Raw genomic sequence first — 26,591 nt, forward strand, 5'->3', positions numbered from 1 at the left:
CCCTGTCCGACCTGGCCCCGCCCGTCGCGGGACGTCCCGGCCCGTGCCCCTCCACGCGGGCCCGGGCCGGGACGTCCGCCGGATGTACGACCGGAGATCAGCGTGCGGAGCGCGCGCATGCTCCTGCGGCGCACTCCGTCAGCCACCGGTCGAAGTCGGCGTCGTAGCGGGTGCCGATGTCGGTGGCGTAGACGGCGTGGCCGCCGGCGTAGTCGCCGACGCGGAAGCGGGCGAGCATGCGGTGGACGTCGTCCGGGTGCCGCTCGAACATGTAGCGCACCGCGAGGTAGCCCCACGGGTAGGTGCGGGTGGTGTCGCTGTTGCTGTACGTGTTCTGGAACAGGGTGCTCAGCCGGTAGGTGTGCCGGCCCGCCTCGGTCACCGCCTGGCCGTAGGTGAGGTCGCGGTAGCCGTAGGAGACGTACTCGGCGAATCCCTCGATCCACCACACGTCCGGCACGGACGTCTGCTCGGCGAAGTCGCCCTTCATGTTGTGGCGGGCGTCGAGGTAGTGCGTGTACTCGTGGTTGAGGTTCCAGATCCGGGCCGCGTGACCGGTGTCCTCGCTCTTCTGGTACATGACGGCGAACGGCCGGTTCGCGGGGTCGGCGGGGTCGCCGATCAGCGTCATGCCGCCGTTGTCCGTGCTGATGCCGAAGATCGCCCCGGCGTACGTCCGGTAGTCCTCACGACCGGCGAAGACGAACAGGTCGAGGGTCGACAGGTACTGCCCCGGGATGGGCCCGTCGTCCCGGACGAGGTCGTGCACGTAGGCGTCCTGGCGCAGCACGCTCGCGCACGCCGCGTCGAGGTCGGCCGCGGTGAGCGACTGGGCCCGGACGGCGCGGTCGGCGTCGCAGCCGTGGGTGAGGGGCAGGGCCGCGCGCATCAGCCGGCCGGTCAGGTCGCAGACGCCGTAGTAGGCGCAGTTGGCGCGGTCGTAGGAGTCCACCTGGGTGGCCACCGCCACCCACAGTCCGGCCGTGGGACCGGTGATGCGGGTCGTGTCCAGCAGGTGCTTGGCGCGCGGGCGCACGGTGCTTCGCAGGGCCGGGTGCTCGACGTAACGGGCCACGTTCATACCGGCGTTGGAGGTGAGGTACGCGCGGTCGGTGCCCAGCAGGCCGAGGTGACCGAGGGCGAAGGAGTGGAGGGTGCGCACGACGGACGGGTCGGTGGTGACCGCCCTGACGTACTCCGGGTTCCAGTTGCCGCGCCAGAGCGGGGTGTACACGGAGTTGACGGCCGCGAGCATGCTGTGGACGGCGTCGTAGGAGCTGTCGTAGCCCTTGAGGATCCGCTGGTAGACCCGCAGGTAGCGGGCCTGCTGGTCGGCGCTGTCGGTGAGGACGACGACCTCGCCCAGCACGTCGCCGTTCGCGTCGGTGACGTCCGCGGAGTGCGGGCGGGCGAAGAAGGCGTCCAGGCCGCGGGTGGTGTTGCGGGTGAGGACCGGGCCGTAGGGGCCGACGTCGTCCGGGTGGTTGAACTGCACGTAGTAGCCGGCCCGCAGGAACAGGACGAGTTGCCACACACCCTGGGAGTTGTCGCCGTCGTAGGTCCGTGCCGCGCGGGTGAAGGCCTCGGCGACGGTGACCATGTGAGCCTCGTGGAACACGGCGCGCGCGTCGGTTCCGGCGACCGCGAACAGGGTGTTGACGCAGTCCGTGGTCGACGCCTTCACGAACGCGACGAGGGCGGCGCCGTTCCTGCCGCCGAAGTCGCCGGGAGCGCACGGGGCCGCCCGAAGTCCCGGCTCCGGGCTCGGCCGGGCGGGAACGTGCGACGGTGTCAGGGGCGGAAGGTGGGTGCGGCTGAGCGGCCGGTCCTGTACGGCGGGGCGGGCGGTGGCGCCGAGGGCCGGTCCGGTCGGTGGCGGCTGTGCCGTGTTCCGGGATGTGACCGGGGCGGTGTCGGGGCGGGGCGCGGGTGTCGCGAGGGCCGGCGTCGACAGTAAGCCGCCGAGGGTGACGCAGACGGCGAGTGCCGTGACCATGCGTCTGGGCAGCACGAAGCGGTAGCGCATCGGGACTCCTCCACGGACGGATACGCCTCGGAGTGGGGTGCTGAGGCGCGTGTGGCACTGTCTCAACGCCACGTCGCCCCAACAATGGTGTGTGACATAGCACATGACACGGCCGGGCCATAACGCCCGTACGGCCACGCGGAGTTGGAGCTATGCCCCGGGCGCGCTCCACATGCGCGCGGCCCACGTCCTCAACTGTGGTGAGTGCGCCACGAGTTGGCGGTGTGCCTCGGCCGCGGACCGGAACAGGGCGTCGGCGAGGTCGTCGGCGACCGCCGCGCGCCGCCAGGCCAGCACGTACCGGCACCACAGCGGCGTCCCGGCGAGCGGCTTGACGACCACGTGCGGCATCGGCCGCATGGTCGGCTGCACCACGGCCACGCCGAGTCCGTCGGCGATCATGCCCTGCAGCTGCTGCTGGTCGCCGAGGAACTCGTGCACGGTCGCGGGCGTGAACCCGGCCGCCGTGCAGGCCGCATAGAAGACGCCCGGCCATCCGGCCCCGTCGTCGGGCGTCAGGAACCAGGCCTCGTCGGCGAGGTCGGCGAGCTCGACCTGGGAGCGCTGGGCGAGCGGATGCCGGGACGGCAGGGCCACGAACGTCGGCTCGGTGACGATGCCGCGATGGGCCACCGCGTCGGAGTGCTCCAGCTCCCGGCCGGGGTAGTCGGCGGCGATGGCCGCGTCCACCACGCCGTCCTCCAGCAGCTCGACGATCCGCGACGAGGCGTAGACGCTGCTCACCGCGAGGGAGACGTCCGGCAGCCGGGAACGCAGGCCCGACATCATGCCGGCCAGCATCGGCGAATTGGTCGCGGCCACTCGCAGGGAACGGCGCTCGGACGCGGCACCGGCGGACGGACGGCGCCCGATCGCGTCGGCGCGGGCGAGGACGTCACGCGCCTGGGCGACGACCTCGAAGCCGTACGGGGTCAGCCGCACGCCCGTCGAGCCGCGCTCGAAGATCGACTCCCCGAAGTACCGTTCGATGCGCCGGAGTTGGGTGCTCATCGCGGGCTGCGAGTAGCCGAGCTCGGCCGCGGCCCGGCCGACACTTCCCGCGTCCGCGATGGCACACAGCACCCGCAGATGCCGTAGCTCCAGCTCCACTCGTTCACTCCTCCTCCGCGCCCACAGGACTCCCCCCTCACAAAAGGGGCAATTTCTAGCAATAGCACACACTCTCGTTGCGCACGGACCCCCCTTTGAACACTCGCCGAAACCTGCGGTTAGCATATGAGCGCCACCTAGCTCGAAAGATAGGCCCGTGACTGTCAACGACGACTCGTTCACCAACTGGAAGAACCGCGAGGAAATCGCGGAATCGATGATCCCGATCATTGGGAAGCTGCACCGGGAGCGGGACGTGACCGTCCTCCTCCACAGCCGCTCCTTGGTGAACAAGTCGGTGGTCAGCATCCTGAAGACCCACCGGTTCGCCCGGCAGATCGCGGGTGAGGAGCTCTCGGTCACCGAGACGCTGCCCTTCCTCAAGGCCCTCACCGAGCTGGACCTCGGCCCGTCGCAGATCGACATCGGCATGCTGGCCGCCACGTACAAGGCCGACGACCGCGGCCTGACGGTGGAGGCGTTCACCGCCGAGGCCGTCGCGGGTGCCACCGGCGCCAACAAGATCGAGCGCGGCGAGGGACGCGACGTCGTCCTGTACGGCTTCGGCCGCATCGGCCGCCTCGTGGCCCGCCTGCTGATCGAGAAGTCGGGCTCGGGCAACGGTCTGCGGCTGCGGGCCATCGTCGTGCGCGGCGGCGGCGAGCAGGACATCGTCAAGCGTGCCTCGCTGCTGCGCCGTGACTCCATCCACGGCCAGTTCCAGGGCACGATCACGGTCGACGAGGCCAACAGCACGATCAACGCCAACGGCAACGCGATCAAGGTGATCTACGCCAACGACCCCAGTGAGGTCGACTACACGGCGTACGGCATCAAGAACGCCATCCTGATCGACAACACCGGCAAGTGGCGCGACCGCGAGGGGCTGTCGGGCCACCTGCGCCCCGGCATCGACAAGGTCGTGCTGACCGCGCCGGGCAAGGGCGACGTCCCGAACATCGTGCACGGCGTCAACCACGACACCCTGAAGCCGGACGAGCAGATCCTGTCCTGCGCCTCCTGCACCACGAACGCCATAGTCCCGCCGCTGAAGGCGATGGATGACGAGTTCGGTGTGGAGCGCGGTCACGTGGAGACGGTCCACTCCTTCACCAACGACCAGAACCTGCTGGACAACTACCACAAGTCCGAGCGCCGTGGCCGCAGCGCGCCGCTGAACATGGTCATCACCGAGACCGGCGCCGCCTCGGCCGTCGCCAAGGCGCTGCCCGACCTCAAGGCCCGGATCACCGGCAGCTCGATCCGCGTCCCGGTCCCGGACGTCTCGATCGCGATCCTCAACCTGCAACTGAAGCGCGAGACGAACCGCGAGGAGGTCCTGGACTACCTGCGTGACGTGTCGCTGACCTCGCCGCTGCGCCGCCAGATCGACTTCATCACGGCGCCCGACGCGGTCTCCAGCGACTTCATCGGCTCCCGCCACGCCTCGATCGTGGACGCGGGCGCGCTGAAGGTCGAGGGCGACAACGCGATCCTCTACCTCTGGTACGACAACGAGTTCGGCTACTCCTGCCAGGTCATCCGGGTCGTCCAGCACGTCTCGGGGGTCGAGTACCCGACCTACCCGGCACCGGCGGTCTGATCCGGTCCGGCTGCCCGGCGCCGCGCGAGCGCCACCGGGCAGCCGGCTCGACAGCGCCCCGAAAGGGGCGCGGGGAACTGCGCGATCAGCCACGACGGCGCCGCAGACCAAGTACGACCTCACTCGGCGTTCCCCGCGTGGCGCTCAATGGCCCCGGAACGCCTCCTCCAGCCACCACGCCCCCTGATCGGCCACCACCTTGGCGTCGATCAGCAGCGGAGCGCTCCGCGGCCCGGCGACCCAGTCCGCCACGGCCTTGAGGTCGGTCCGCGTCCGCACGGTCACCGCCTCGAAGCCGTAGCCCCGCCCCACGGCCGCGATGTCCGTCGGCGGGAAGCGCACGGTGTCCAGCGGGTGCCCGTCGGGCCCGAAGTGGTGCACCTCGGCGCCGTAGGCCTCGTCGTCGTACACCACGACCACCATGGGCAGCCCGAGCCGGCGGACGGTGTCCAGTTCGACGGCGCTCATCAGCGCGCCGCCGTCGCCGAGCGCGGCCACGGGCAGCCGGTCCGGCCGGGCGAGCGCGGCCCCGATGGTGGTCGCAAGGCCCAGCCCGATCGACTGGAAGGCCTGGGTGAAGCAGAAGCCCTGCTCGTCCGGCACCGACAGGTACATCGTCGGATAGCCCATGAAGTTGCCCGAGTCGACGCCCACCACCCGCTCGGCGGGCAGGATCTCGTCGAGCGCGATGCCCAGCGTCCTCGGGTCGATCCGCTCGCGGGTGCCGGTGTCCTCGTACGGCACGTCGTGCCAGCGCAGTCGTGCCGCGAGGGCGGCGGCGGTCTCCGGGGTCCGGTAACCCTCCCGCCGGGCGCCGCCCGCTGCGGACACCCGGCGCGCGGTGAGGCGGACGTCTCCGGTGACACCGAGGTGGACCGGCCGGTGGGCGCCGAGCGCCGACGGGTCGTCGTCGACCTGGACGACGGTGGTGCCGGCGCCGATGAGACGGCCGTGCCGCATGGTCCACATGTTCAGCGCGCAGCCCCAGCCGACGATGAGGTCGGCGCCCTGGATCAGTTCGACGGCGAGCGGCGAGGCGAAGCCGCCGGAGACGTCCAGCGACCACGGGTCGCCGTGGAAGAGGCCGCGGGCCACGGCCGAGGTCGCGAGCAGGGCGCCGTACCGCTCGGCGAGCGCCGCGAGTGCCTCCCGGCCGCCGGGTTCCCGCGCTCCGCGCCCGGCGACGAAGACCGGGCGCCGGGACCGTCCGAGCGACTCGGCGAGAGCCGTGACGTCGGCCGCGTCCGGCTCCACTGCGGGCCGCTTCGCGGGCGGGGCCGCCCGTGCCAGAGCGCCCTCGGGAACCTCCGACGCCTGTACCGGCAGGGGGAGGTTGAGCAGCACGGTACGCCGCTCCCGCACCGCCAGCGCGACCGCCGCGCACGTCTGCTCGACGGCCTCCTGCGCCGAGGTCACCCGGACCGCGACGGCACCCACCGCACGGGCCAACGCCTCCTGGTCGACATGGAAGTTGGACCGGGGTTCGGTCACCTCGGCCGCCAGCACGATCAGCGGTGTACGGCTCTTCGCCGCCTCCGCGATGCCGGTCATCGCGTTCGTCAGACCGGGGCCCTGGTGGACGCTCACCACCGTGACCTCGCCGCTGGTCCGGGCGTACGCGTCCGCCATCGTCGCCGCGCCGCCCTCGTGGCGCGCGGCGACGAACCGCGCGCCCGCGGCGATCATCGCGTTGGTGACGTGGAAGTTGCCCGAACCGACGACCCCGAAGACCTGGCCGACCCCGGCCGCGCTCAGCGCCCGGCCGACCGCTTCCGCGACCTTCATCGCTCGACCAGGGCGAGCACCCGCGCGGGCGCGCCGGAGCCGGTGACGATGGGCAGCGGGCCCGCGACGACGACGGCACCGGTCGGCGGCAGCGCGGCGAGGTTCCGCAACTGCGTCAGGCCGTACTTGTCGCTGCCCATGAGGTAGGAGTGGCAGGGAAAGGCGGGATCGAAGGAGTGCGCGGCGCCGGCGTCCGTGCCCACCGTCTCGACGCCCAGGCCGAGGACCGGTGACTCCTCGGCGACCCAGCGGGCGCACTCCGGCGACAGGCCCGGGGTGTGCGGGCCGTTCTCGTCGGCGTTGAGGAAAGCCTCCTGGGAGTGCGAGCGGCTGTCCCAGCCGGTGCGCAGCAGCAGCCAACCGCCGTCCGGCAAGGGGCCGTTGTCGGCTGCCCAGGCCTTCACGTGGTCGATCTCGACCAGGAAGTCGGGGTTCGCGGCGGCCTCGGCGGTGAAGTCCAGCACGGCCGCGGGGGCGATCAGGTCGCGCGCCGGGACCGACGCCACGTCGGCGAGGTCCTTGCCGGTCACCCAGTGGTTCGGGGCGTCGAAGTGGGTGCCGGTGTGCTCGCCGCTGCGGAAGTTGTTCCAGTACCAGGCGGGGCCGCGGTCGTCGTACCGGCTGATCTCCTCCAGCTCGAAAACGGCGGTCTGGCCGAACTGGGGCGGCAGTTGGATCACCGGGGTCGACGACGACAGGGGTGACGTCAGGTCGACGACCTCGATCGATCCACCGCGCAGTCCGGACACCAGCGCGGCAAGGACGGACGGCTCGGGCATGGCGCCTCCTCGAACGGACGGTGTTCGCACCGACAGCATCTCAGTACTGCTCCCTCCCGCCCCCGAACCGCCGCCAAACCTCTTGACGCGTCAATGACAACGATGGCTTCATGAGGTCATGGGAGCGCTCCCACATGCGACCTCACCCACCCCTCCGACACCTTCCCCTGGAGCCGCCATGAGATCCCGCACCCCGGCCGTCCCACGGCTCGCCCCCGTCGCCGTCGCCCTCCTCGGACTGCTGCTCCCGCTGCTCGCCTTCGTCTCCCCCGCCCATGCGGCGCCGCCGGGCTTCCGCATCGACGACGGGCGGTTACTGGAGTCGAACGGGAACGACTTCGTCATGCGGGGCGTCAACCACGCCCACACCTGGTATCCGGACCGCATCGGCTCCCTCGCCGACATCAAGGCGGGCGGCGCCAACACGGTGCGGGTGGTCCTCTCCAGCGGTGACCGCTGGACCCGCAACGACACCGCCGACGTGGCCGACGTCGTCGCCCAGTGCAAACGCAACCGGCTGATCTGTGTCCTGGAGGTCCACGACACCACCGGATACGGCGAGCAGAGCGGCGCAGTGACGCTCTCCCGGGCCGCCGACTACTGGATCGGCGTGCAGAGCGCGCTGACCGGCCAGGAGGACTACGTCATCGTCAACATCGGCAACGAGCCGTACGGGAACACGAATTACTCGGCGTGGACGGCCGACACCAAGGCCGCCGTCCAGAAGCTGCGGTCGGCCGGTTTCCGGCACACCATCATGGTCGACGCGCCCAACTGGGGTCAGGACTGGGCGTTCACGATGCGCGACAACGCCGCCTCGGTCTTCGCGGCCGACCCGGACGCCAACACGGTCTTCTCCATCCACATGTACGGCGTCTTCGACACCGCCGCCGAGATCAGCGACTATCTGAACCGCTTCGTCACGGCGAAACTCCCCATCGTCGTGGGCGAGTTCGGGCACAACCACTCGGACGGCGACCCCGACGAGGACACCATCCTGGCCGTCACCCGGCAGTTGGGGCTCGGCTACCTCGGCTGGTCGTGGAGCGGCAACGGCGGCGGGGTCGAGTACCTGGACATGGTCACGGACTTCGACCCGGACCAGCTCACCTCGTGGGGGCAGCGGATCCTCAACGGTGCGAACGGCATCGCCGCCACCTCCGAGGAGGCCGCCGTCTACTCCTCCTCCGGCGGGGACACCACTCCCCCGACCGCCCCCGGCACCCCGGCCGCCTCCGCCGTGACGTCCTCGTCGGTCACCCTGCACTGGGCCGCCGCCACCGACGCGGGCGGGGTCACCGGCTATGACGTCGTCCGGGTCAGCGGCACCACGGAGACCTCCGCCACCACGACGGCCGGCACCTCCGTCACGGTCACCGGACTCGCCCCCGCCACCGCCTACGCGTTCGCCGTCTACGCGCGCGACGCCGCCGGCAACCGCTCCCAGCGCTCCGGCACGGTGGCGGTCACCACGGCGTCCGGAGGGCCGGCGGCGGCGTGCGGTGTCTCCTACCGGGTCACCAACGAGTGGCCCGGCGGCTTCCAGGGCGAGATCGTCGTCCGCAACACCGGCACCTCCACGATCGACGGCTGGACGCTGCGCTGGACCTTCCCGGACGGCCAGCGCGTCAGCAACCTGTGGGGCGGCACACCGACACAGAGCGGCGCCGAGGTGAGCGTCGCCGCCGCGCCGTACACGGCGACGATCGCCCCGGCGGGCTCGGTGACGCTGGGCTTCACGGCCACGAAGGGCGCGACGAACCCCGGTCCCACGGCATTCACGCTCAACGACTCGGCCTGTTCGGTGGCCTGAGCGCCACGCGCGGCGCGTCCTCGGCGTCGGATCCACCGGACGCCGAGGACGCGCACACCGGGACCAGTTGGCCGTGACAGGAACCACACAGACTCCCGTGTAGGGCCCATCGAAGATCCGGATAAGGTGAGGCTGGCCTAACGGCCGTCCCCATGTGCACCAAAAGGGAGTCCTGTCATGCCTCACCGTCGTCGCGGCCCGGCCGCCATCGCTCTCGCCGTTGCCGCGGCCCTGTCCCTCGCGGCCTGCGGCAGCTCCGACGACGGCTCGGACAACGCGGGTTCCGCGGCCGCCGGCGACAAGAAGGACGTGGCCAAGGGCGGCAAGGACTTCGCGTCGGCCGCGCAGAAGACCGCCGAGATGGGCACCGACGCCCAGCCCGGCCAGTGGCCGCGCACCATCGAGCACGCCATGGGCGAGACGGTCATCAAGTCCCAGCCCAAGCGGGTCGTGGTCCTCGACGTCGGCGAGCTCGACAACGTCGTCTCGCTCGGCATCGAGCCGGTCGGTCTCGCGCCGACGGAGGGCTCCCCCGAGCTGCCGTCCTACCTGAAGAAGGACGCCGGGAACCCGGCGAACGTCGGCACGATCAACAACCTCAACCTCGAGGCGATCGCCGGACTCGAGCCGGACCTGATCCTCGGCAGCCAGCTGCGCGCCGCGGACAAGTACGACGAGCTGTCGAAGATCGCGCCCACCGTCTTCTCCATCCGCCCCGGCTTCACGTGGAAGGAGAACTACCTCCTCAACGCCGCGGCCCTGGACAGGACGGCCGAGGCGAAGGCGAAGCTGACCGCGTACGACGCGAAGGTCGAGGCGCTCGACACGAAGCTCGGCGCGAAGAAGCCGACCGTGTCGATGGTGCGTTACCTGCCCGACGGGGTGATCCGGCTGTACGCCAACGCCTCTTTCATCGGCACCATCCTCAAGGACGCCGGCATCCCGCGCCCGAAGAACCAGGACATCGAGGACCTGGCCGCCGAGGTCAGCGCCGAGAACATCGACCAGGCCGACGCCGACTACATCTTCACCGGCGTGTACGGCGACGCGAAGGCGACCGACAAGTCCCGGGCCCAGGGCAACCCGCTGTGGAAGAACCTCCGGGCCGTGAAGGCCGGGCACGCCTACGACGTCCCGGACGAGACCTGGTACCTGGGCCTGGGCGTCACCGCGGCCGACGAGGTCCTCGCGGACCTGGAGACGCACCTCACCAAGTAGCCGCAGCCGTTCGCCCGAGCGCGCCGGTTCGCCGTGCCACCTGAGAACCAGCAAGAGGAACCGCATGTCCCGTGCCACCCGGCGCCGTATCGCCTGGACGGTCGCGGGCATGCTCCTGCTGCTTCTCGCCGTGCTGCTGAGCCTCGCACTCGGCAGCCGGCAGATCGCGCCGGCGGAGGTGTTCGACGCCCTGCTGCGCGGCGGCACCGGCGACGACGCGCAGGTCGTGCGCGCGCTGCGGGTGCCCCGCACGGTCATCGGCGTGATGGTCGGCCTCGCTCTCGCGGTGGCCGGGGTCGTCATGCAGGGCATCACCCGCAATCCGATCGCCGAGCCCGGCGTCCTCGGGGTGAGTCAGGGCGCCGCGCTCGGCGTCGTCTGTGCCATCGCGTTCCTCGGGGTGCACACGCCCGCCGGATACGTCTGGTTCGCGTTCGCCGGCGCGGGGCTCGCGGCGGTGGCCGCGTACGCGGTGGCGGGCAGCGGGCGCGGCGGGGCCTCGCCGGTCAAGCTGGCGCTGGCCGGGGCCGCGATGAACGCGTTCCTCGCTTCCGTCGTCTCCGCCATCGTCACGACCGACGCGCGCGCCCTCGACGAGTTCCGCTTCTGGGACGTGGGCTCGATCGGCGGCCGGGACGGCGAAGTCGTCGCGCGGACCTGGCCGTTCCTGCTCGTGGGGCTGGTGCTGGTGGTCCTCGTGGCACGGGGACTGGACGCCCTGGCCCTCGGCGACGACGCGGCCCGGGGGCTGGGTCACCGGGTCGCGCTGGTACGGGCCGTCGGCGCGCTCGCCGCCACCGTGCTGACCGGCGTGGCGGTCGCCACGGCCGGTCCGATCGCGTTCGTCGGGCTGGCCGTGCCGCACATCGCGCGGGCGCTGGTGGGCGCCGACCACCGATGGGTGCTGGCCCTGTCGGCGCTGCTCGGCCCGACGGTGATCCTGGTGTCGGACGTGCTCGGCCGGGTCCTCTTCGCCCCCTCGGAGGTGCCGGTCGCGGTGATGACCGCGCTGCTCGGCGTGCCGTTCCTGGTCGCGCTGGTACGGAGGAAGGCGACGGTGGCGGCATGACCGAGTCCCTGGAGCGAACCCCGCCCGCCGTCCGGCGGCTGCGCCCGGCCGGATACACCGTCGTCCGCTTCAGTGCCGGCAGCTTCCTGCTGCACCGCCGTGCGTGTGCCGTCGCGGCCCTGCTGGCGGCCGTCCTCGCGGTGACGGTCGTCGTGTCGCTGTGTGTCGGCGAGACGTTCGTGTCCCCGGCCGAGGTCGTCCATGTGCTGCTCGGGCAGCCGAGCCCGGACGAGCTGGTCGTCGGCACGCTGCGGCTGCCCCGGCTGGTGACGGGGCTGCTGGTCGGTGCCGCGTTCGGTGTCTCGGGCGCGCTCGTGCAGACCGTCGCGCGCAACTCCCTCGCCAGTCCCGACGTCATCGGTGTCACGCACGGCGCGGGGGCGGCGACGGTGACCGCGATGACGTTCGGGCTCACCTCGTACACCGTCCTGCCGTACGTCTCGGTGGCGGGCGGGCTCGCGGCGGCGGGGCTCGTCTACGCCTTCGCCTGGCGGGGCGGTCTGCACGCCACGCGCTTCGTGCTGGTCGGCATCGGGGTGTCGATCGCGCTCGGATCACTGACCCGGCTGTTCCTCACCAAGGGCGACTATCTGGTCGCCCAGCAGGCCAAGGTCTGGCTGACGGGGTCGCTCAACGGCCGGGGCTACGACCAGGCCGCGCCGCTCGCCCTGGTGCTCGCGGTGCTGGTGCCGCTGCTGGTGTGGGCGGCGTACGCCCAGCGGATGGTGTCCATGGACGACAGCACGGCGACCGCGCTGGGCGTGCGACTCGGTCCGGTACGGCTGGGGCTGACCGCGCTCGGCGTCGTGCTGGCCTCGGTGGCGACCGGTGCCGCCGGCCCGGTCGACTTCGTGGCGCTGCTGGCCCCGCAGATCGCCCGGCGGCTGACCCGGAGCGCCCAGATCCCGCTGCTGTCGTCCGCCCTCGCCGGCGCCACGATCGTGGTCCTCGCGGACCTGCTGGCCCGCCGGCTGTTCGCTCCGGTCGAACTGCCCGTGGGCGTGCTGACGGCGGCGGTCGGGGCGCCGTATCTGATGTGGCTCATCGCTCGCACTCGGCGGGCCCGGCAGGGAACCTGAAGGGGTGGAATCGCGTTCTTGTCTGGTAACGGGGTGGCAGGTCGGCCTGCCGACAGGAACGAAGGTGACACGATGAGTGACAAGGCCCGCAAGCTGTTCGAGGCGCTCGACCTCGACCACAACGGGACCCTGACGCGCATGGAGGTGATCATCGCCCTGCGGACGAAGGGCCCGTCGCTGGCCGCCTCGGGTGATCTGCCGATCTGGGGCCTGGGAGACGAGGACGCCTCCTCCGCCCTGTTCGACGCCGCCGACCAGAACGGTGACGAGGTGCTGACCCTCGAGGAGTTCGCGGCGGTGGTGGACCGCCGTTTCGGCTGGAGCTGAGTCGGCGGCCGTGCGGCGGCATCACCGGCCCGCCGCTTCGCCGACGCGTTCGGCGACCCAGGCCAGGAAGGTCCGCACGTCCGTGGCCGGCAGTTCGGTCGCGGCGCTGCGGGGGCGTTCGTAGCTGCGCAGCGCGGCGGCGATGAGCGGCCGGAAGCGTTCCTCGGACGCGGCGACCGCCCGCGCGGCCCGGCGCTTGGCCTGCCAGTGGCCCGTGCGGCAGAACAGGACCGAGCGGCAGCCGTTGAGCACCCGGTTGTCCCCGAGGTGTCCCTCGGCAAGGCCGTGCTCGCGGACCGAGGCGCGGAGGGCGGTGAGCAGGTCCGCGCGTCCGGGTTCGGCGATCACGTCGCGCGGTGGACGGCCGTACAGCGGCAGCCCGCAGCGATGCGCCACGGAACGGTCGATGACGTACCAGAACGCCGGGGACTCGGCCGGGTCGAAGCTGACCTTGCCCGGCAGCAGCGGCCCGGTGTTGAGGTCGAGCAGATAGCCGGCCTCGCCGGACGGGCGGGCGGCGAAGCCCGCGTCGTAGACCACGAGTTCCAGCCCCGTCGCCGGGCACGGCAGCCCGGGGTGCGTGAGGACGGCGGCCAGGTCGGACAGGGTCCGCCCGGGGAGGGGCTGGTCCACCACGACCGTCACGTCGGTGTCGCTGCGTCCGTGCCGGTAGTCGCCGAGCGCGACGGAGCCGACGGCGGCGACGCTCACCAGGTGAGTTCCGCAGACGGCCCGCGCGCGGTGGACGACCTCCCGGAGGTAGGGGCCGAGTTCTGCGGGGACGGAGTGCGGTTCCGCGGGGGTTCTGGTCATACGGTCAGTGTCCGTGCCGGTGGCGGCCTCGGGTCGGCGCATGCCCGACGAATCCCGCGACCGGGGCCGAGCCCAAGTCACGCAGCACCCGCGGGGCCGCGGAGCCGCGCTCTCGTCCTCCGGGTGGCCGTGCATCGAGTGCTGCGCGCCCGCACCCAGCCCCGCGGGGCGCGCCCGCATCCGGCCCTGTGGGGCGTGGCCGGACACGCCCCGCCCCGCGCGGGTGCCTCCTCGCGCGGGGCGGGACCGTGCTCGGCTCAGGCGAGTTCGACCAGGAGGTCGCCGCCCTCGACCTGCTGGATGCGGTTGATGGCGAGCCTGGCCACCGTGCCGGCCTTGGCGGCGGTGATCGAGGCCTCCATCTTCATCGCCTCGATGGTGGCCACCGTGGCACCGGCCGCCACCTCGTCGCCCTCGGCGACCGTCAGGGTCACCACGCCGGCGAACGGCGCCGCGACATGGGCGGGGTTGCCCCGGTCCGCCTTCTCGGTCACCGGGACGTCCGAGGCCGCGGCCCGGTCCCGTACCTGGATCGGCCGCAGCTGCCCGTTCAGGGTGGACATCACGGTGCGCATGCCACGCTCGTCCGCGTCGCCGACGGCCTGCAGCTCGATCAGCAGCCGCACCCCGCGCTCCAGGTCGACGGCGTACTCCTTGCCCGGCCGCAGCCCGTAGAAGAAGGCCTTGCTGTCCAGCACGCTGGTGTCGCCGAAGTTGTCCCGGTGCGTCTCGAACTCACGCGTCGGGCCCGGGAACAGCAGCCGGTTGAGGGTGCCGCGCCGGTCCTTGGCCAGGCCCTCCCGGTCGTCGGCGCTCAGTTCCTGCACCGGCTTGGCCTCGGCCCGGCCCTGCAACGCCTTGGTGCGGAACGGCTCGGGCCAGCCGCCGGGCGGCGTGCCGAGCTCCCCGCGCAGGAAGCCGATGACCGAGTCGGGGATGTCGAACCGGTCCGGCTCCCCTTCGAAGTCCTGCGGGGACACTCCGGCGCCCACCAGGTGCAGCGCCAGGTCACCGACCACCTTCGACGAGGGCGTGACCTTCACCAGCCGGCCCAGCATCCGGTCGGCGGCGGCGTACATCGCCTCGATGTCCTCGAACCGGTCGCCCAGGCCCAGCGCCACCGCCTGGGTGCGCAGGTTGGAGAGCTGCCCGCCGGGGATCTCGTGGTGGTAGACCCGGCCGGTCGGCGAGGCCAGGCCCGCCTCGAAGGGGGCGTAGACCTTGCGGACGCTCTCCCAGTACGGCTCCAGGTCGCCCACGGCCTGCAGGTCCAGGCCCGTGGGGCGCTCGGAGTGGTCGGTCGCGGCCACGATCGCCGACAGCGACGGCTGCGAAGTGGTGCCCGCCATGGACGCCACCGCCCCGTCCACCGCGTCCGCGCCCGCCTGGATCGCGGCGAGGTAGGTGGCGAGCTGACCGCCCGCGGTGTCGTGGGTGTGCACATGCACCGGCAGGTCGAACTCCCGGCGCAGCGCCGACACCAGCTTCGCCGCGGCCGGGGCGCGCAGAAGGCCCGCCATGTCCTTGACGGCGATGACATGGGCGCCGGCGTCCACGATCTGCTCGGCCAGACGCAGGTAGTAGTCCAGGGTGTACAGGCGCTCCGCCGGGTCGGACAGGTCGGAGGTGTAGCACAGGGCCACCTCCGCGACGGCGGTGCCGGTCTCCCGTACCGCCTCGATCGCGGGCCGCATCTGGGAGACGTCGTTCAGGGCGTCGAAGATGCGGAAGATGTCGATGCCGGTGGCCGCCGCCTCCTGCACGAACGCGTCGGTCACCTCGGTGGGGTACGGCGTGTACCCGACGGTGTTGCGGCCGCGCAGCAGCATCTGCAGGCAGATGTTCGGCGCGGCCTCCCGCAGGGCCGCGAGACGCTCCCACGGGTCCTCGGCGAGGAAGCGCAGGGCGACGTCGTAGGTCGCGCCGCCCCAGCACTCCAGGGACAACAGCTGGGGCAGGGTGCGCGCGACGACGGGGGCGACGGCCAGCATGTCCTTGGTGCGCACCCGGGTGGCGAGCAGCGACTGGTGGGCGTCGCGGAACGTGGTGTCGGTGACGCCGATGGTCGGTGAGGCGCGCAGCCAGCTCGCGAAGCCCTCCGGGCCGAGTTCGGCGAGCTTCTGCCGGGACCCGGCGGGCGGCTCACCGGCGGGCAGCGCGGGCACCTTGGTCAACGGGTCGAGCAGCTCGGGCCGTTCGCCGTGCGGCTTGTTGACGGTCACGTCGGCCAGGTACGTGAGCAGCTTGGTGCCGCGGTCGGCGGAGTGACGCGCGGTGAGCAGGTGCGGGCGCTGCTCGATGAACGAGGTGGTGACGCGGCCGGCCCGGAAGTCGGCGTCGTCGAGGACCGCCTGCAGGAACGGGATGTTGGTGGCCACGCCGCGGATGCGGAACTCGGCGACGGCGCGCCGGGCGCGGCCCACCGCGGCATCGAAGTCCCGGCCCCGGCAGGTCAGTTTGACCAGCATGGAGTCGAAGTGGGCACTGATCTCCGTGCCGGCGTGGGTGGTTCCGCCGTCGAGCCGGATGCCCGAGCCGCCCGGCGAGCGGTAGGCGCTGATCCGGCCGGTGTCCGGGCGGAAGCCGTTGGCCGGGTCCTCGGTGGTGATGCGGCACTGGAGCGCGGCGCCGCGCAGTGTGACGGTCTCCTGGGCGAGGCCGAGGTCGGCCAGGGTCTCGCCGGCGGCGATGCGCAGCTGCGACTGCACCAGGTCGACGTCGGTGACCTCCTCGGTCACCGTGTGCTCGACCTGGATGCGCGGGTTCATCTCGATGAAGACGTGGTTGCCTTCGCGGTCGAGCAGGAACTCCACGGTGCCGGCGTTGCGGTAGCCGATCTGCCGGGCGAAGCGCACGGCGTCGGCGCAGATCCGGTCGCGCAGTTCCGGGTCGAGGTTCGGCGCGGGCGCCAGCTCGATCACCTTCTGGTGGCGGCGCTGGACCGAGCAGTCGCGCTCGAAGAGGTGGATGACGTCGCCCTGCGCGTCGGCGAGGATCTGCACCTCGATGTGGCGGGGCTCGACGACGGCCTTCTCCAGGAAGACGGTCGGGTCGCCGAAGGCGGACGCGGCCTCGCGGGACGCCGCCTCGATGGACTCGCGCAGCTGCGCGGGTTCCTCGACGCGGCGCATACCGCGGCCGCCGCCGCCCGCGACGGCCTTGACGAACACGGGGAAGCCGATGCCCTCGGCGGCGGCGACGAGCTCGTCCACGTCGTTGGACGGCGCCGACGAACCCAGCACGGGCACGCCGGCGTCCCGCGCGGCGGCCACCGCGCGGGCCTTGTTGCCGGTCAGCTCCAGGATGTCCGCGCTCGGTCCGACGAAGGTGATGCCCGCCTCTTCGCAGGCCCGCGCCAGATCCGGGTTCTCGGACAGGAATCCGTACCCCGGATAGACGGCGTCCGCTCCCGCCCGGCGTGCCGCGCGGACGATCTCCTCCACCGAGAGGTAGGCCCGCACCGGATGCCCCGGCTCGCCGATCTCGTACGCCTCGTCGGCCTTCAGCCGGTGCAGGGAGTTGCGGTCCTCGTGCGGGAAGACGGCGACGGTGCGCGCGCCCAGCTCGTAGCCTGCACGGAAAGCGCGAATCGCGATCTCACCGCGGTTGGCGACCAGCACCTTGCGGAACATTCTTGATCCCTTCAGCCTGCCGGAGACGGACACCCATGGTGTCGGCGGCTCACCCCATAACGCCATGTGAGCCGGGCCACTCGCCAGTCGGCGGACACCCGGTCACCATCGTCACGGGTACCCAGGTGACCGGACGGGCCTACGCTGTCTGTGAGCCTTCTGTGTGGTCGAGGGTGGTGTGAGCGAGGTGCCCTCATGGTCGGCGCGATACACCGCGGTGCCACTGCCCGTGCGCACGACGCGATCGACGAGTGGCCGGCGCGGCTGACGGCCGCGGCGGGGCACGCGAGCGTGTTCGAGGACCTGCTCCCGCTCGCCCTGTGGGTGGCCGACGGCGACGGGCGTCTGGTGCAGTGGTCGCTGGCCGCGCAGGACCTGCTCGGCCACACGCCGGAGCAGATGGTGGGGCAGGACGCCAAGCGCGTGCTGGTGCCGGAGGAGAACCACGAGCTGGCGGACCGGCTGGCCCGTTCGGTGCGCACGGGCGCGGCGGTGGTCGCACGCCTTCCGGTCCGGCATCGCGACGGGACCCTCGTCGACATGGAGATGTGGCACTGCCCGATCGCCGATGTGCGGGGGCGTACGGGTGTGCTGGCCATCGCGGCGGAGACGTCGGCGGTGGAGCGGATGCGGGACGCGCTGGCGGCGCTGGAGGGACTGTTCAGCCAGTCCCCGATCGGTCTGGCCATGCTCGGCCCCGACCTGCGGTTCCTGCGGGTGAACGAGGCGCTGGCCCGGATGGACGGCGTCCCGGTGGCCGAGCACATCGGCAGACGGGTGACCGAGATCGCCGCGGGCACCGAGAAGCTGGAGTCGGTGATGCGGCAGGTCCTGGAGCGGGGTGAGGCGGTGGTGGACTTCCGCCACACCGGCGGGTCGGCCGCCCCGGAACGGCAGCGGACCTGGTCCTGCTCCTACGCCCCGTTGCTCGGGGGTGCCGGGCAGCGGGTCGGGGTGATCGCCTCGCTGATCGACGTCACGCAGGAGCAGCGGGCCCATCTGGAGGCGGAGCGGGCGCGGCGGCACCTCGCGCTGCTGGCGGAGGCGGGCACGCAGATGGGTTCCACGCTGGATCTGACGCAGACGGCGCAGGAGGTGGTGCGCGTCCTGGTGCCGCGGCTCGCGGACTCCGCCGACGTCCAGCTGCTGGAGGAGGCGGTGGCTCCGGACGAGACCGCCGCGTCGGCGCACGGTGTGGTGCGGCGGGCCGCGGCGGCCTTCACGGATCCGGCGGCGCCGTCCGATCACCTCGCGGTCGGAAAGACCCTCCAGGTCCCGCCCGGCTCGGTGTACGAGCGGGTGATCGCCGAGGGGCGGCCGATGAACCTGTACCTGTCGGACATCGGCCCGCTGATCACCTCGCCCGGCGCCGACCGGCTGCGCGAGTACCTGCGCGCCCGGGTGGGCGCGGCCCGCCTGGTTCCCATGGTTGCCCGGGGCACCGTGCTCGGCGCGGTGGTGGTGACCCGGACCCGGGACCGCGAACCCTTCGACGACCAGGACACCCTGCTGATCGACGAGCTGGTCGCCCGGGCGGCGCTGAACATCGACAACGCGCGCATGTACAGCCGGGAGCGGGACGCGGCGCTGACCCTCCAGCGCAGCCTGATGAACCCGTCCCTGCCTGCCGTCGGCGGTCTGGAGCTGGCCGCCCGCTATCTGCCGGCCGGCGACCACGAGGTGGGCGGCGACTGGTTCGACGCGATCGCCCTGCCGGACGGACGCACCGCGCTGGTGATCGGCGACGTGATGGGGCACGGCATCCACGCGGCGGCGGTCATGGGCCAGCTGCGCACCGCCGTACGGACCCTGGCGCGCCGGGGCACGGCGCCCGACCAGGTGCTGCGCTCCCTCGACGCCACCGTGGCGGACCTCGGTGACAACGAGATGGCCACGTGTCTGTACGCCGTGCACGATCCGGCCGACGGCAGCTGTGTGATCGCCCGGGCGGGCCACCCGCCGCCCGTGGTCGCCGACGCGCGCGGGACGGTCGCCTTCCTGGACGGCCCCGCGGGCCCGCCCCTGGGCGTGGGCGGACAGGGCGGCGAGGTGCAGGAGGTGGTCCTCGCCCCGCGCAGCCTCCTGGTGATCTACACCGACGGTCTGATAGAGGCCCGCGGCACGGACCTCGACCAGGGAATGCGCCGCCTGGCGCGGGAGCTGCGGCACCCGGGGCACCCGCTGGACCGGCTCTGCGACGACCTGCTGGCCCACCTGATGCCCGAGGTGGCGGACGACGACGTGGCCGTGTTGCTGGCCCGGGCACTACCCCGATGACCTGCGGCGCAGCCGGTCGGTGGGCGACCTTCGCGGGGGCGCGCGGGCCGCGGCGACGAAGCGCGTGCCGCCCCTTCGGCCGATACTGGGGGTGAGCCGCTACGAATCCGAGCATGCGCAACCGCAGGACCGGCCGGGGCGCCACGCCGCGGGTCCCGAGAACGGCGCGAGATGGGTGGGCGATGCACGACACATCCCCGACGTCGCTCAGTGAGAGCCCGGAGGATCCTTTCTCGGTCCACCGATCCGCGTCGGCCGCGGTGGACGGCCGCGGGCGCATCGTCGCGTGGAGCGATCAGGCCACCGCGCTCCTCGGGCACGAGGCCGAGGAGGTACTGGGCCGGCCCGCGCACGAGGTCCTGGTCGCCGACGGCGACGAGGACACGGTCGCCGAGGCGGCCGAGTCGTGCCGGCGCGAGCACGGCTGGTTCGGGCTGCTGCCGGTACGCCACCGGGAGGGCCATCGGGTGTTCGTGGGGTTCCGGGCCCGGCGGGTGCGCCGGCTGGACTCCGCCGACGAGTGGCTCCTCGTCGGCGCGCTCGCCGAGGACGTCGCCCAGTGGGAGATCGACCGGGCGGTGCTGGACGGGCTGTTCCGCCGGTCGCCGGTGGGTGTCGTGGTGCTCGGCCCGGACCTGCGGGTGCTGCGGGTGAACCAGGCGATCGCGCGGTTCGGGGGGCTGCCGCCGAGGGCCTACCGCGGGCGGCGCGCCGCCGAGTTCCTGTTCGGCCCCGACGCGGACCTGGCGGAGGCCAAGCTCCGGTCGGTCCTGGAGACGGGCCGGCCCGTGATCTTCGCCGAGCAGCACGCCCGGCTGCTGCACGACCCGCATCGCGAGCTGGTGATCTCCATCTCCGCGTTCCGGATGCAGGACCCGTCCGGGCGGGTGCTGGGCGTCACCGAGATCGTCGAGGACGTCACCGAGCGGCACCGGGCCCGGCGGCGGCTCGCGCTGCTCAACGAGGCCGGCACCCGGATCGGCAGGACGCTGGACGTCGCCACGACCGCGCGTGAGCTGGCCGAAGCGGCGGTTCCCCAGCTCGCCGACGCCGTCTCGGTGGATCTGCTGGAACCCGTGCCCCGGGGGGAGGAACCGGCACCGGACGCGATGGGCCCGCTGCGCAGGATGGCGGCACGGGGTATCCGGCCCGAGGCGACGACGGTGATGTACCCGGAGGGCCACCTGTTCTTCTTCCCCGAGCGGACCGCGCCGACGCAGTGCCTGGCCGAGCGGCGTCCGGTGCTGCTGCCCGTGCTGGACAACGGGTCCGGATGGTTCGACGCCGAGCCGGAACGGGCCGCGCGGGCGCTCGCGATGGGGGTCCACTCCCTGATGGTGGTGCCGCTGGCCGCGCGTGGCGTGATCCTCGGGGTGGTCTGCCTGTGGCGTTCGCGGCAGCCGGAGCCGTTCGAGGAGGACGATCTGACCCTGGCGGAGGAGTTCGCGGCCCGGGCCGCCGTCTGCATCGACAACGCCCGCCGCTACACCCAGCAGCACAACGCCGCCGAGGCCCTCCAGCGCAGCCTGCTGCCGGGCGAGGTGCCCGCGCATCCGGCGCTGGAGACGGCCCACCGCTATCTGCCCGCGCAGGCGTCCACCGGAGTCGGCGGCGACTGGTTCGACGTCATCCCGCTGTCCGGGCTGCGGGTCGCGCTGGTGATCGGTGACGTGGTGGGACACGGCATGCACGCCTCGGCGACCATGGGCCGGCTGCGGGCGGCCGTACGCACCCTCGCGCACCTCGACCTGGCCCCGGACGAGGTCCTCGCCCGGCTCGACGACCTGGTCGACCAGTTGGCCACCGAACAGCGGCAGACCGGTGACAGCACCCCGCAGATCATCGGCGCGACCTGCCTGTACGCGATCTACGACCCGGTGTCCCGGCACTGCGCGATGGCCCGCGCCGGCCACCCGCCGCCGACGGTGCTCGGGCCGGACGGCGACATGCGTCCGTTCGACGTGCCCGCGGGACCGCCGCTCGGGCTCGGCGGACTGCCGTTCGAGACGGCCGAGCTGGAACTGGACGAGGGGAGCCTGATCGCCCTGTACAGCGACGGTCTCCTGCTGGCCGACGGCCGCGACATCGACGAGGGTCTGACGCTGCTGCGCGCCTCGGTGGCCGGTCCGGCGCGGTCGCTGGAGCACACGTGCAAGGCGGTGGAGGACGCGATGCTGCCCGACCGTCCCGCCGACGACGTCACGCTGCTGCTGGGCCGCACCCGGGTGCTGGCGGCGGACGACGTGGCCACGTGGGAACTGCCGGCCGAGGCCACGGCGGCCGGCCGGGCCCGGACGCTGGTGACGGAGAAGCTGACGGAGTGGGGACTGCAGGAGATGGCCTTCACCACCGAGCTCATCGTCAGCGAACTGGTCACGAACGCCTACCGGTACGCGGGCGGCCCGGTGCTGCTGCGGCTGATCCGCGACGGCCAGCTGATCTGCGAGGTGTCCGACTCCAGCAGCACCTCCCCGCATCTGCGCCAGGCCCGCAGCACCGACGAGGGCGGGCGCGGCCTGTTCCTGGTGGCGCAGCTCTCGGAGCGCTGGGGCACCCGTTACGGCCGTAACAGCAAGACCATCTGGACCGAGCAGCCCCTGTCGACGGAGCCGGCCGATCCGGAGGTCTGACGCGTCATGCGCCGTTCGGGCGGGCGCGGTGGTGGTGCAGACGGCCGGCGAGGCGGTGGTACGCGGCACCGAGCACCGCCGCCTGGAGCAGGGCGCCCACGACGACTCCGGCCCACGGCAGCACCCCGGGCAGCATCAGGAACAGCCAGGACGTCGGCCCGGTGACGAAGAAGACCCAGATCCCGGCGAGGCTCGCGTCCTGCTGCTCGACGAGCAGGGCGTCCACGCCCGTCCACACCGCAACGGCGACGACCAGCGCCAGATAGCCGAGCGCCGCCGGATTGAGCAGGTGGTGGCGTGTCACCTTGGCGATGGAGCGCTGAGAACCGGCCATGTCGAACTCCCTGATGAGGTCGTGAACGGTTCCCCACGATGTCCCGGTCCGTCCCCGGTGGCCTGAGTATCCGTACTCACCTCGGCCGCGCACGCGTACCCGGTCCGCCCGGCGTCACTCCGCCGGTACGGCGGCCGGCAGGCCGAGCGCTGCGGCCACATGGCGCCAGATGGAGGCGAGCGCCGAGTCGAGCGTGACCGTCGGGTCGCGCAGCATCAGCCGGATGCCGTAACCGTCGCTCAGGGACAGCACCAGGGTGCTGAGGTCGTCGACGTCGGCAGGTGTGAACTCGCCGGAGTCGATGCCGCGCCGGATCGCGTCGGACACCCAGCCGTGCAACTGGGCGTACAGGTCGACGGCGAAGAGCCGGGTGGTCTCGTCGCGCAGGGCCCGCACCCACAGCTCCTGCCACAGCCGCCAGTCCTGGTGGAGTTCGGGGTCGGTGGGCAGCAGGTTGCGCACGATGCGGGCCAGGATGACCGCCGCCGGCGCCGTCCCCGCGTCGCGGTCGACGTCGAGGGCGGTGCTGGCGAAGGAGTGCGTCATCGCCTCGGTGAACAGCTTCTCGCGGGTGTCGAAGTGGTAGTGCAGCAACGCCGTCGACACACCGGCCCGCTCGGCGACCATGCGCATGCGGATCTTCTCGAAGCCGATGTCGGCGATCACCTCGCACGCCGCGGTCAGGATGCGCTCACGCGTGTCTGCCGTGCGCACCTTGGTGGCCACCGTGCGGCTCCCCTCGTTCGGTCGTCGTTCGCCATGACCATCTTCCCTCACGGGCGCCCGGCCGGTACCGGTGCCGCACACTCCGGTGGCCCGTCGTACACATGGAAGCCCCGCCCGGACTTCCGCCCCAGCAGGCCGGCCTCCACCATCCGCGACAGCAGCGGGGGCGGCGAGTACTGGGGCTCACGGAACTCGGCGTACAGGGACTCGGCGATGGCCCGGGTGGTGTCGAGGCCGATGAGGTCGGTCAGGGCCAGCGGGCCGAGCGGGTGCGCGCAGCCCAGGACCATGCCGCGGTCGACGTCCTCGACGGTCGCGCTGCCCGACTCCACCATGCGGACGGCGGCCAGGAGATAGGGCACGAGCAGCGCGTTGACGACGAACCCGGCCCTGTCCCTGGTGCGGACGACCTCCTTGCCGAGCGTGCCCGTCACGAACTCCTCGGCGCGCTGAGCGGTGACGGGCGAGGTGAGCAGCGACGGCACGAGTTCGACGAGCCGCAGGACCGGCACGGGGTTGAAGAAGTGCACGCCGACGACGCGGTCGGGGCGCGTGGTCGTGGCGGCGAGCCGGATGACCGGGATGGACGAGGTGTTGGTGGCGAGGATGGTGCGCTCGCCGGTGACGACGGCGTCGAGGCGGGTGAACACGTCGGCCTTGAGGCGTTCGTCCTCGGCGACCGCCTCGATCACCAGATCGTGTTCGTGCAGGGCCTCGATCTCGTCGACGACGGTGACCAGGGCCGCGGCCCTGTCGCGTCGGCCGGCGTCGATCCTGCCGCTCGCGGCGGCCCGGTCGAGCGAGCGCAGGACGCGGAGACGGCCCGCCCGGGCGGCCTCCGCGTCCCGCTCCACGACCGTGACCGGCACGCCGGACCGTGCGCACACCTCGGCGATGCCCGCGCCCATCAGGCCGCAGCCCACCACCCCCACGCGCCGGATGTCGGTCATTGGTCTCCTTCTCTCGTCCGTCGCGGTCCGCGTCATGCGACCGGCAGGTCCAGGACTCCCGGGCCGCGCTTGATGAGTTCGCCCGCGATGATGAGCCGCTGGATCTCGGAGGTGCCCTCCCAGATCCGGTCCACGCGCAGCTCGCGATAGAGCCGTTCGACGGCGTACGCGCGGTCGTAGCCCCGGCCGCCGTGGATCTGGAGGCACCGGTCGACCACCCGGCCGGACGCCTCGCTCGCCGAGAGCTTGGCGATGGCGGCCTTGGCGTGCAGCGTCTTGCGGTCCTCGGCCGGGGAGTTGTCGATCTCCCAGGCGACCTGGTGGGTGTAGGCACGGTTGACGGCGATGTCCACGGCGCAGTCCGCGAGCATGCCCTGGATCAGCTGGTACGAGGAGATCGGCGCCCCGAACTGCTCGCGCTCCACGGCCCAGTCCCGGGACAGTTCCAGCGCGCGCTCGGCGGCGCCGATGGTGCGGGCTGCGATCATCAGGCGCTCCTCGGTGAACCAGGAGCGGGTGATGTCGTAGCCCTCGCCGATGGCACCGAGCACGGCGTCCTCGCCCACCTGCACATCGGTGAAGGTGAACTCGGGGTGCTCGTAGACGAAGGTGTGCATCCAGCGCGGGACGCGCGTCATCTCGATGCCGGGGGTGTCCTTGTCGACGAGGAAGAGGGTGGGGGCGCGCTCCGGTCCCGCCGCGGCGAGCACGATCATGAAGTCGGCGTGGTCGCCGACGGTGACGAACCACTTCTCGCCGTTGAGAACCCAGCCCCGGTCGTTCCGGGTGGCGGTGGTGGCCAGGTTCTGCGGGTCGGAGCCGGCACCGGGCTCGGTGACGGCGTAGCAGTCGCGCCGCTCGCCCTTGATCACCGGCACGAGGAAGCGCTCGCGCTGCTCCGGGGTGCAGAACCGCAGCGCGTTCGCGGGGCGCCACACCATGTCCCACAGGGCGCCGGTGAGCCGCCCCAACTCCTCCTGCACGGTGACCTGTTCGGCGATGGTGAGGCCGGCGCCGCCCCATTCGGCGGGCATGTTGACGGCCTGGAGTCCGGCGTCCAGCACGGCGTCACGGACCTTGGCGTGCGCGTCGGCGGGCAGGCCGTTGTTCTCCTCGCACTGGTTCTCGTAGCCGGCGATGAAGTCGGTGAGGGTGCGGGCGGCGGCCTTGAGCTCGGCCTGGCGCGGGGTGAGACGGAAGTCCATGGGAGTCCTCGCTGTCCGGTGTCGGGGTGACGGGTTCAGTGGGTGGGCAGGGCCAGGGCGCGGGTGCCGCGCTTGATGAGCTCGTTGGCGATGATCAGCCGCTGGATCTCGGAGGTGCCCTCCCAGATCCGGTCGACGCGCAGCTCGCGGTACATGCGCTCGACGGGGTAGGTGCGGTCGTAGCCGCGGCCGCCGAAGATCTGCAGACAGCGGTCGGCGACCCGCCCTGCGGCCTCGCTGGCCGCGAGCTTGGCGGTGGAGGCCTTGGCGTGCAGGGTCTTGCGGTCGGTGCCGGGCTGGTCGGCCTCCCAGGCGACCTGGTGGGTGTAGGCCCGGTTGACGGCGATGTCCACGGCGCAGTCCGCGAGCATCCCCTGGATCAGCTGGTACGAGGCGATCGGCGCCCCGAACTGCTCCCGCTCGACGGCCCAGTCCCGGGCGAGCTGAAGGGCTCGCTCGGCGGCGCCGACGGTGCGGGCGGCGATCATCAGGCGTTCGTCGGTGAACCACTCCTTGGTCAGCTCGTAGCCGTTGCCGACGCCGCCGAGCACGTCCTCGTCGGCGACGAGGACGTCGGTGAAGGTGAACTCGGGGTGCCCGTTGACGGCGGAGTGCATGAAGTGGGGAACGCGGGTCATCTCGACGCCGGGCGCGGCCTTGTCGACGAAGAACAGGGTGGGCAGCTTCTCGGGACCGGCGTCCGCCTGCACCAGCAGGAAGTCGGCGATGTCGCCGCAGGTGACGAACCACTTCTCGCCGTTGAGCAACCAGCCGCCGTCGGTGCGGGTGGCGGTGGAGGTGCCGGAGGACGGGTCGGAGCCGGCGCCCGGCTCGGTGACGGCGAACGCGTCGAACCTCTCGGCGCGGATCACCGGCAGCAGGTACTTCTCGCGCTGCCGCTCGTCGCCGTACGCGAGGACGTTGGCGGGCCGCCAGGGGATGTCCCACAGGCAGTTGGTGACCTTGCCGAACTCCTCCTCGACGATGACCTGGTCGAGCAGGCTCAGGCCCGCCCCGCCCCACTCGGCGGGCATGTTGATGGCGTAGACCCCGGCGTCCATCGCGGCGCGGGTCAGTTCGGTGACGAGCTCCTGCGGCAGGGGTCCGCCGGCCTGTTCGGACTGGTCCTCGTACCGCATCAGCAGGCGGGCGTACTCGGCGGCTCGACGCTTCAGGTCGGCCTGCTCGGGGGTGTAGCGCATGTCCATGGGGACC

The 26,591-nt window shown here is 72.3% G+C and carries 19 protein-coding genes; 8 read left to right on the top strand and 11 right to left on the bottom strand.

Annotation, left to right across the window (positions count from 1 at the left end; translation table 11 throughout):
• Positions 1 to 97: 97 nt before the first annotated feature.
• Both ACGFW6_RS10475 and ACGFW6_RS10480 read right to left on the bottom strand, forming a co-directional pair.
• Positions 98 to 2,026: a collagenase gene (locus tag ACGFW6_RS10475; RefSeq protein WP_393506748.1), complete on the bottom strand. Its 1,929-nt coding sequence runs from the start codon at positions 2,024 to 2,026 to the stop codon at positions 98 to 100.
• Positions 2,027 to 2,176: 150 nt separating this feature from the next.
• A complete protein-coding gene (locus ACGFW6_RS10480; protein ID WP_393506749.1) occupies positions 2,177 to 3,136 on the bottom strand; it encodes a LysR family transcriptional regulator in 960 nt (319 codons plus the stop codon).
• Positions 3,137 to 3,293: 157 nt separating this feature from the next.
• On the opposite strand from ACGFW6_RS10480, the gene ACGFW6_RS10485 reads away from it, so the two are divergent.
• Complete coding sequence (locus ACGFW6_RS10485) at positions 3,294 to 4,739, top strand: glyceraldehyde-3-phosphate dehydrogenase (protein WP_393506750.1); 1,446 nt, start codon at positions 3,294 to 3,296, stop codon at positions 4,737 to 4,739.
• A 144-nt stretch (positions 4,740 to 4,883) separates the two neighbouring features.
• Here the strand turns inward: ACGFW6_RS10485 and ACGFW6_RS10490 are convergent, their stop codons facing one another.
• Complete coding sequence (locus ACGFW6_RS10490; RefSeq protein WP_393506751.1) at positions 4,884 to 6,524, bottom strand: thiamine pyrophosphate-binding protein; 1,641 nt, start codon at positions 6,522 to 6,524, stop codon at positions 4,884 to 4,886.
• Positions 6,521 to 7,303 (bottom strand): cyclase family protein, encoded by a 783-nt coding sequence (locus ACGFW6_RS10495; protein ID WP_393506752.1) that lies wholly within the window; start codon positions 7,301 to 7,303, stop codon positions 6,521 to 6,523. Before ACGFW6_RS10495 ends, ACGFW6_RS10490 begins: the two co-directional genes overlap by 4 nt.
• 178 nt (positions 7,304 to 7,481) lie before the next feature.
• Here ACGFW6_RS10495 and ACGFW6_RS10500 point away from each other — a divergent pair, with 178 nt between their 5' ends.
• From ACGFW6_RS10500 to ACGFW6_RS10520, 5 genes are all read left to right on the top strand, one after another.
• Positions 7,482 to 9,116 carry a cellulase family glycosylhydrolase gene (locus ACGFW6_RS10500; RefSeq protein ID WP_393506753.1) on the top strand — a complete coding sequence of 545 codons (1,635 nt, stop codon included), beginning with the start codon at positions 7,482 to 7,484 and terminating at the stop codon, positions 9,114 to 9,116.
• A gap of 177 nt (positions 9,117 to 9,293) precedes the next feature.
• Positions 9,294 to 10,334 (top strand): ABC transporter substrate-binding protein, encoded by a 1,041-nt coding sequence (locus ACGFW6_RS10505; protein ID WP_393506754.1) that lies wholly within the window; start codon positions 9,294 to 9,296, stop codon positions 10,332 to 10,334.
• A gap of 64 nt (positions 10,335 to 10,398) precedes the next feature.
• A complete protein-coding gene (locus ACGFW6_RS10510) occupies positions 10,399 to 11,403 on the top strand; it encodes a FecCD family ABC transporter permease (RefSeq protein WP_393506755.1) in 1,005 nt (334 codons plus the stop codon).
• Positions 11,400 to 12,482, top strand: a complete 1,083-nt coding sequence (locus ACGFW6_RS10515; protein ID WP_393506756.1) for a FecCD family ABC transporter permease — start codon at positions 11,400 to 11,402, stop codon at positions 12,480 to 12,482. The genes ACGFW6_RS10510 and ACGFW6_RS10515 overlap by 4 nt, the downstream gene beginning before the upstream one ends.
• 72 nt (positions 12,483 to 12,554) lie before the next feature.
• Positions 12,555 to 12,809 carry an EF-hand domain-containing protein gene (locus tag ACGFW6_RS10520; protein WP_393506758.1) on the top strand — a complete coding sequence of 85 codons (255 nt, stop codon included), beginning with the start codon at positions 12,555 to 12,557 and terminating at the stop codon, positions 12,807 to 12,809.
• Between the two features lie 21 nt (positions 12,810 to 12,830).
• On the opposite strand, the gene ACGFW6_RS10525 is transcribed toward ACGFW6_RS10520, so the two are convergent.
• Positions 12,831 to 13,622 carry an aminoglycoside adenylyltransferase domain-containing protein gene (locus tag ACGFW6_RS10525; protein ID WP_393506760.1) on the bottom strand — a complete coding sequence of 264 codons (792 nt, stop codon included), beginning with the start codon at positions 13,620 to 13,622 and terminating at the stop codon, positions 12,831 to 12,833.
• A gap of 257 nt (positions 13,623 to 13,879) precedes the next feature.
• A complete protein-coding gene (locus ACGFW6_RS10530; RefSeq protein ID WP_393506761.1) occupies positions 13,880 to 17,254 on the bottom strand; it encodes a pyruvate carboxylase in 3,375 nt (1,124 codons plus the stop codon).
• A gap of 195 nt (positions 17,255 to 17,449) precedes the next feature.
• On the opposite strand from ACGFW6_RS10530, the gene ACGFW6_RS10535 reads away from it, so the two are divergent.
• Positions 17,450 to 19,531, top strand: coding sequence for a SpoIIE family protein phosphatase (locus ACGFW6_RS10535; RefSeq protein ID WP_393506762.1), 2,082 nt, complete (start codon positions 17,450 to 17,452; stop codon positions 19,529 to 19,531).
• Positions 19,532 to 19,713: 182 nt separating this feature from the next.
• Entirely contained in the window at positions 19,714 to 22,161 is a 2,448-nt protein-coding gene (locus tag ACGFW6_RS10540; RefSeq protein WP_393506763.1) for a SpoIIE family protein phosphatase, read from the top strand.
• Positions 22,162 to 22,165: 4 nt separating this feature from the next.
• Here ACGFW6_RS10540 and ACGFW6_RS10545 read toward each other — a convergent pair whose 3' ends face one another.
• The 5 genes from ACGFW6_RS10545 to ACGFW6_RS10565 all read right to left on the bottom strand — a co-directional run bounded on the left by ACGFW6_RS10545 (position 22,166) and on the right by ACGFW6_RS10565 (position 26,584).
• Complete coding sequence (locus tag ACGFW6_RS10545) at positions 22,166 to 22,495, bottom strand: SCO4225 family membrane protein (RefSeq protein ID WP_393506764.1); 330 nt, start codon at positions 22,493 to 22,495, stop codon at positions 22,166 to 22,168.
• A 114-nt stretch (positions 22,496 to 22,609) separates the two neighbouring features.
• Positions 22,610 to 23,221: a TetR/AcrR family transcriptional regulator gene (locus ACGFW6_RS10550; RefSeq protein WP_393506765.1), complete on the bottom strand. Its 612-nt coding sequence runs from the start codon at positions 23,219 to 23,221 to the stop codon at positions 22,610 to 22,612.
• Between the two features lie 47 nt (positions 23,222 to 23,268).
• Positions 23,269 to 24,171 (bottom strand): 3-hydroxybutyryl-CoA dehydrogenase, encoded by a 903-nt coding sequence (locus ACGFW6_RS10555; protein ID WP_393506766.1) that lies wholly within the window; start codon positions 24,169 to 24,171, stop codon positions 23,269 to 23,271.
• Between the two features lie 32 nt (positions 24,172 to 24,203).
• The gene (locus ACGFW6_RS10560) at positions 24,204 to 25,376 is read right to left on the bottom strand and encodes an acyl-CoA dehydrogenase family protein (RefSeq protein ID WP_393506767.1); all 1,173 of its coding nucleotides are present in this window, start codon (positions 25,374 to 25,376) and stop codon (positions 24,204 to 24,206) included.
• Positions 25,377 to 25,411: 35 nt separating this feature from the next.
• Positions 25,412 to 26,584 carry an acyl-CoA dehydrogenase family protein gene (locus ACGFW6_RS10565; RefSeq protein WP_093744811.1) on the bottom strand — a complete coding sequence of 391 codons (1,173 nt, stop codon included), beginning with the start codon at positions 26,582 to 26,584 and terminating at the stop codon, positions 25,412 to 25,414.
• Positions 26,585 to 26,591 lie beyond the last annotated feature (7 nt).

This window comes from Streptomyces sp. Y7, assembly GCF_043195415.1.
Classification (GTDB): domain Bacteria; phylum Actinomycetota; class Actinomycetes; order Streptomycetales; family Streptomycetaceae; genus Streptomyces.

Coding starts and splice junctions, on each gene's coding strand:
- ACGFW6_RS10560 (WP_393506767.1), bottom strand. CDS start 25,376: ATGGACTTCCGTCTCACCCCGCGCCAGGCCGAGCTCAAGGCCGCCGCC.
- ACGFW6_RS10545 (WP_393506764.1), bottom strand. CDS start 22,495: ATGGCCGGTTCTCAGCGCTCCATCGCCAAGGTGACACGCCACCACCTG.
- ACGFW6_RS10555 (WP_393506766.1), bottom strand. CDS start 24,171: ATGACCGACATCCGGCGCGTGGGGGTGGTGGGCTGCGGCCTGATGGGC.
- ACGFW6_RS10475 (WP_393506748.1), bottom strand. CDS start 2,026: ATGCGCTACCGCTTCGTGCTGCCCAGACGCATGGTCACGGCACTCGCC.
- ACGFW6_RS10565 (WP_093744811.1), bottom strand. CDS start 26,584: ATGGACATGCGCTACACCCCCGAGCAGGCCGACCTGAAGCGTCGAGCC.
- ACGFW6_RS10515 (WP_393506756.1), top strand. CDS start 11,400: ATGACCGAGTCCCTGGAGCGAACCCCGCCCGCCGTCCGGCGGCTGCGC.
- ACGFW6_RS10525 (WP_393506760.1), bottom strand. CDS start 13,622: ATGACCAGAACCCCCGCGGAACCGCACTCCGTCCCCGCAGAACTCGGC.
- ACGFW6_RS10490 (WP_393506751.1), bottom strand. CDS start 6,524: ATGAAGGTCGCGGAAGCGGTCGGCCGGGCGCTGAGCGCGGCCGGGGTC.
- ACGFW6_RS10510 (WP_393506755.1), top strand. CDS start 10,399: ATGTCCCGTGCCACCCGGCGCCGTATCGCCTGGACGGTCGCGGGCATG.
- ACGFW6_RS10520 (WP_393506758.1), top strand. CDS start 12,555: ATGAGTGACAAGGCCCGCAAGCTGTTCGAGGCGCTCGACCTCGACCAC.
- ACGFW6_RS10500 (WP_393506753.1), top strand. CDS start 7,482: ATGAGATCCCGCACCCCGGCCGTCCCACGGCTCGCCCCCGTCGCCGTC.
- ACGFW6_RS10535 (WP_393506762.1), top strand. CDS start 17,450: ATGGTCGGCGCGATACACCGCGGTGCCACTGCCCGTGCGCACGACGCG.
- ACGFW6_RS10530 (WP_393506761.1), bottom strand. CDS start 17,254: ATGTTCCGCAAGGTGCTGGTCGCCAACCGCGGTGAGATCGCGATTCGC.
- ACGFW6_RS10540 (WP_393506763.1), top strand. CDS start 19,714: ATGCACGACACATCCCCGACGTCGCTCAGTGAGAGCCCGGAGGATCCT.
- ACGFW6_RS10495 (WP_393506752.1), bottom strand. CDS start 7,303: ATGCCCGAGCCGTCCGTCCTTGCCGCGCTGGTGTCCGGACTGCGCGGT.
- ACGFW6_RS10505 (WP_393506754.1), top strand. CDS start 9,294: ATGCCTCACCGTCGTCGCGGCCCGGCCGCCATCGCTCTCGCCGTTGCC.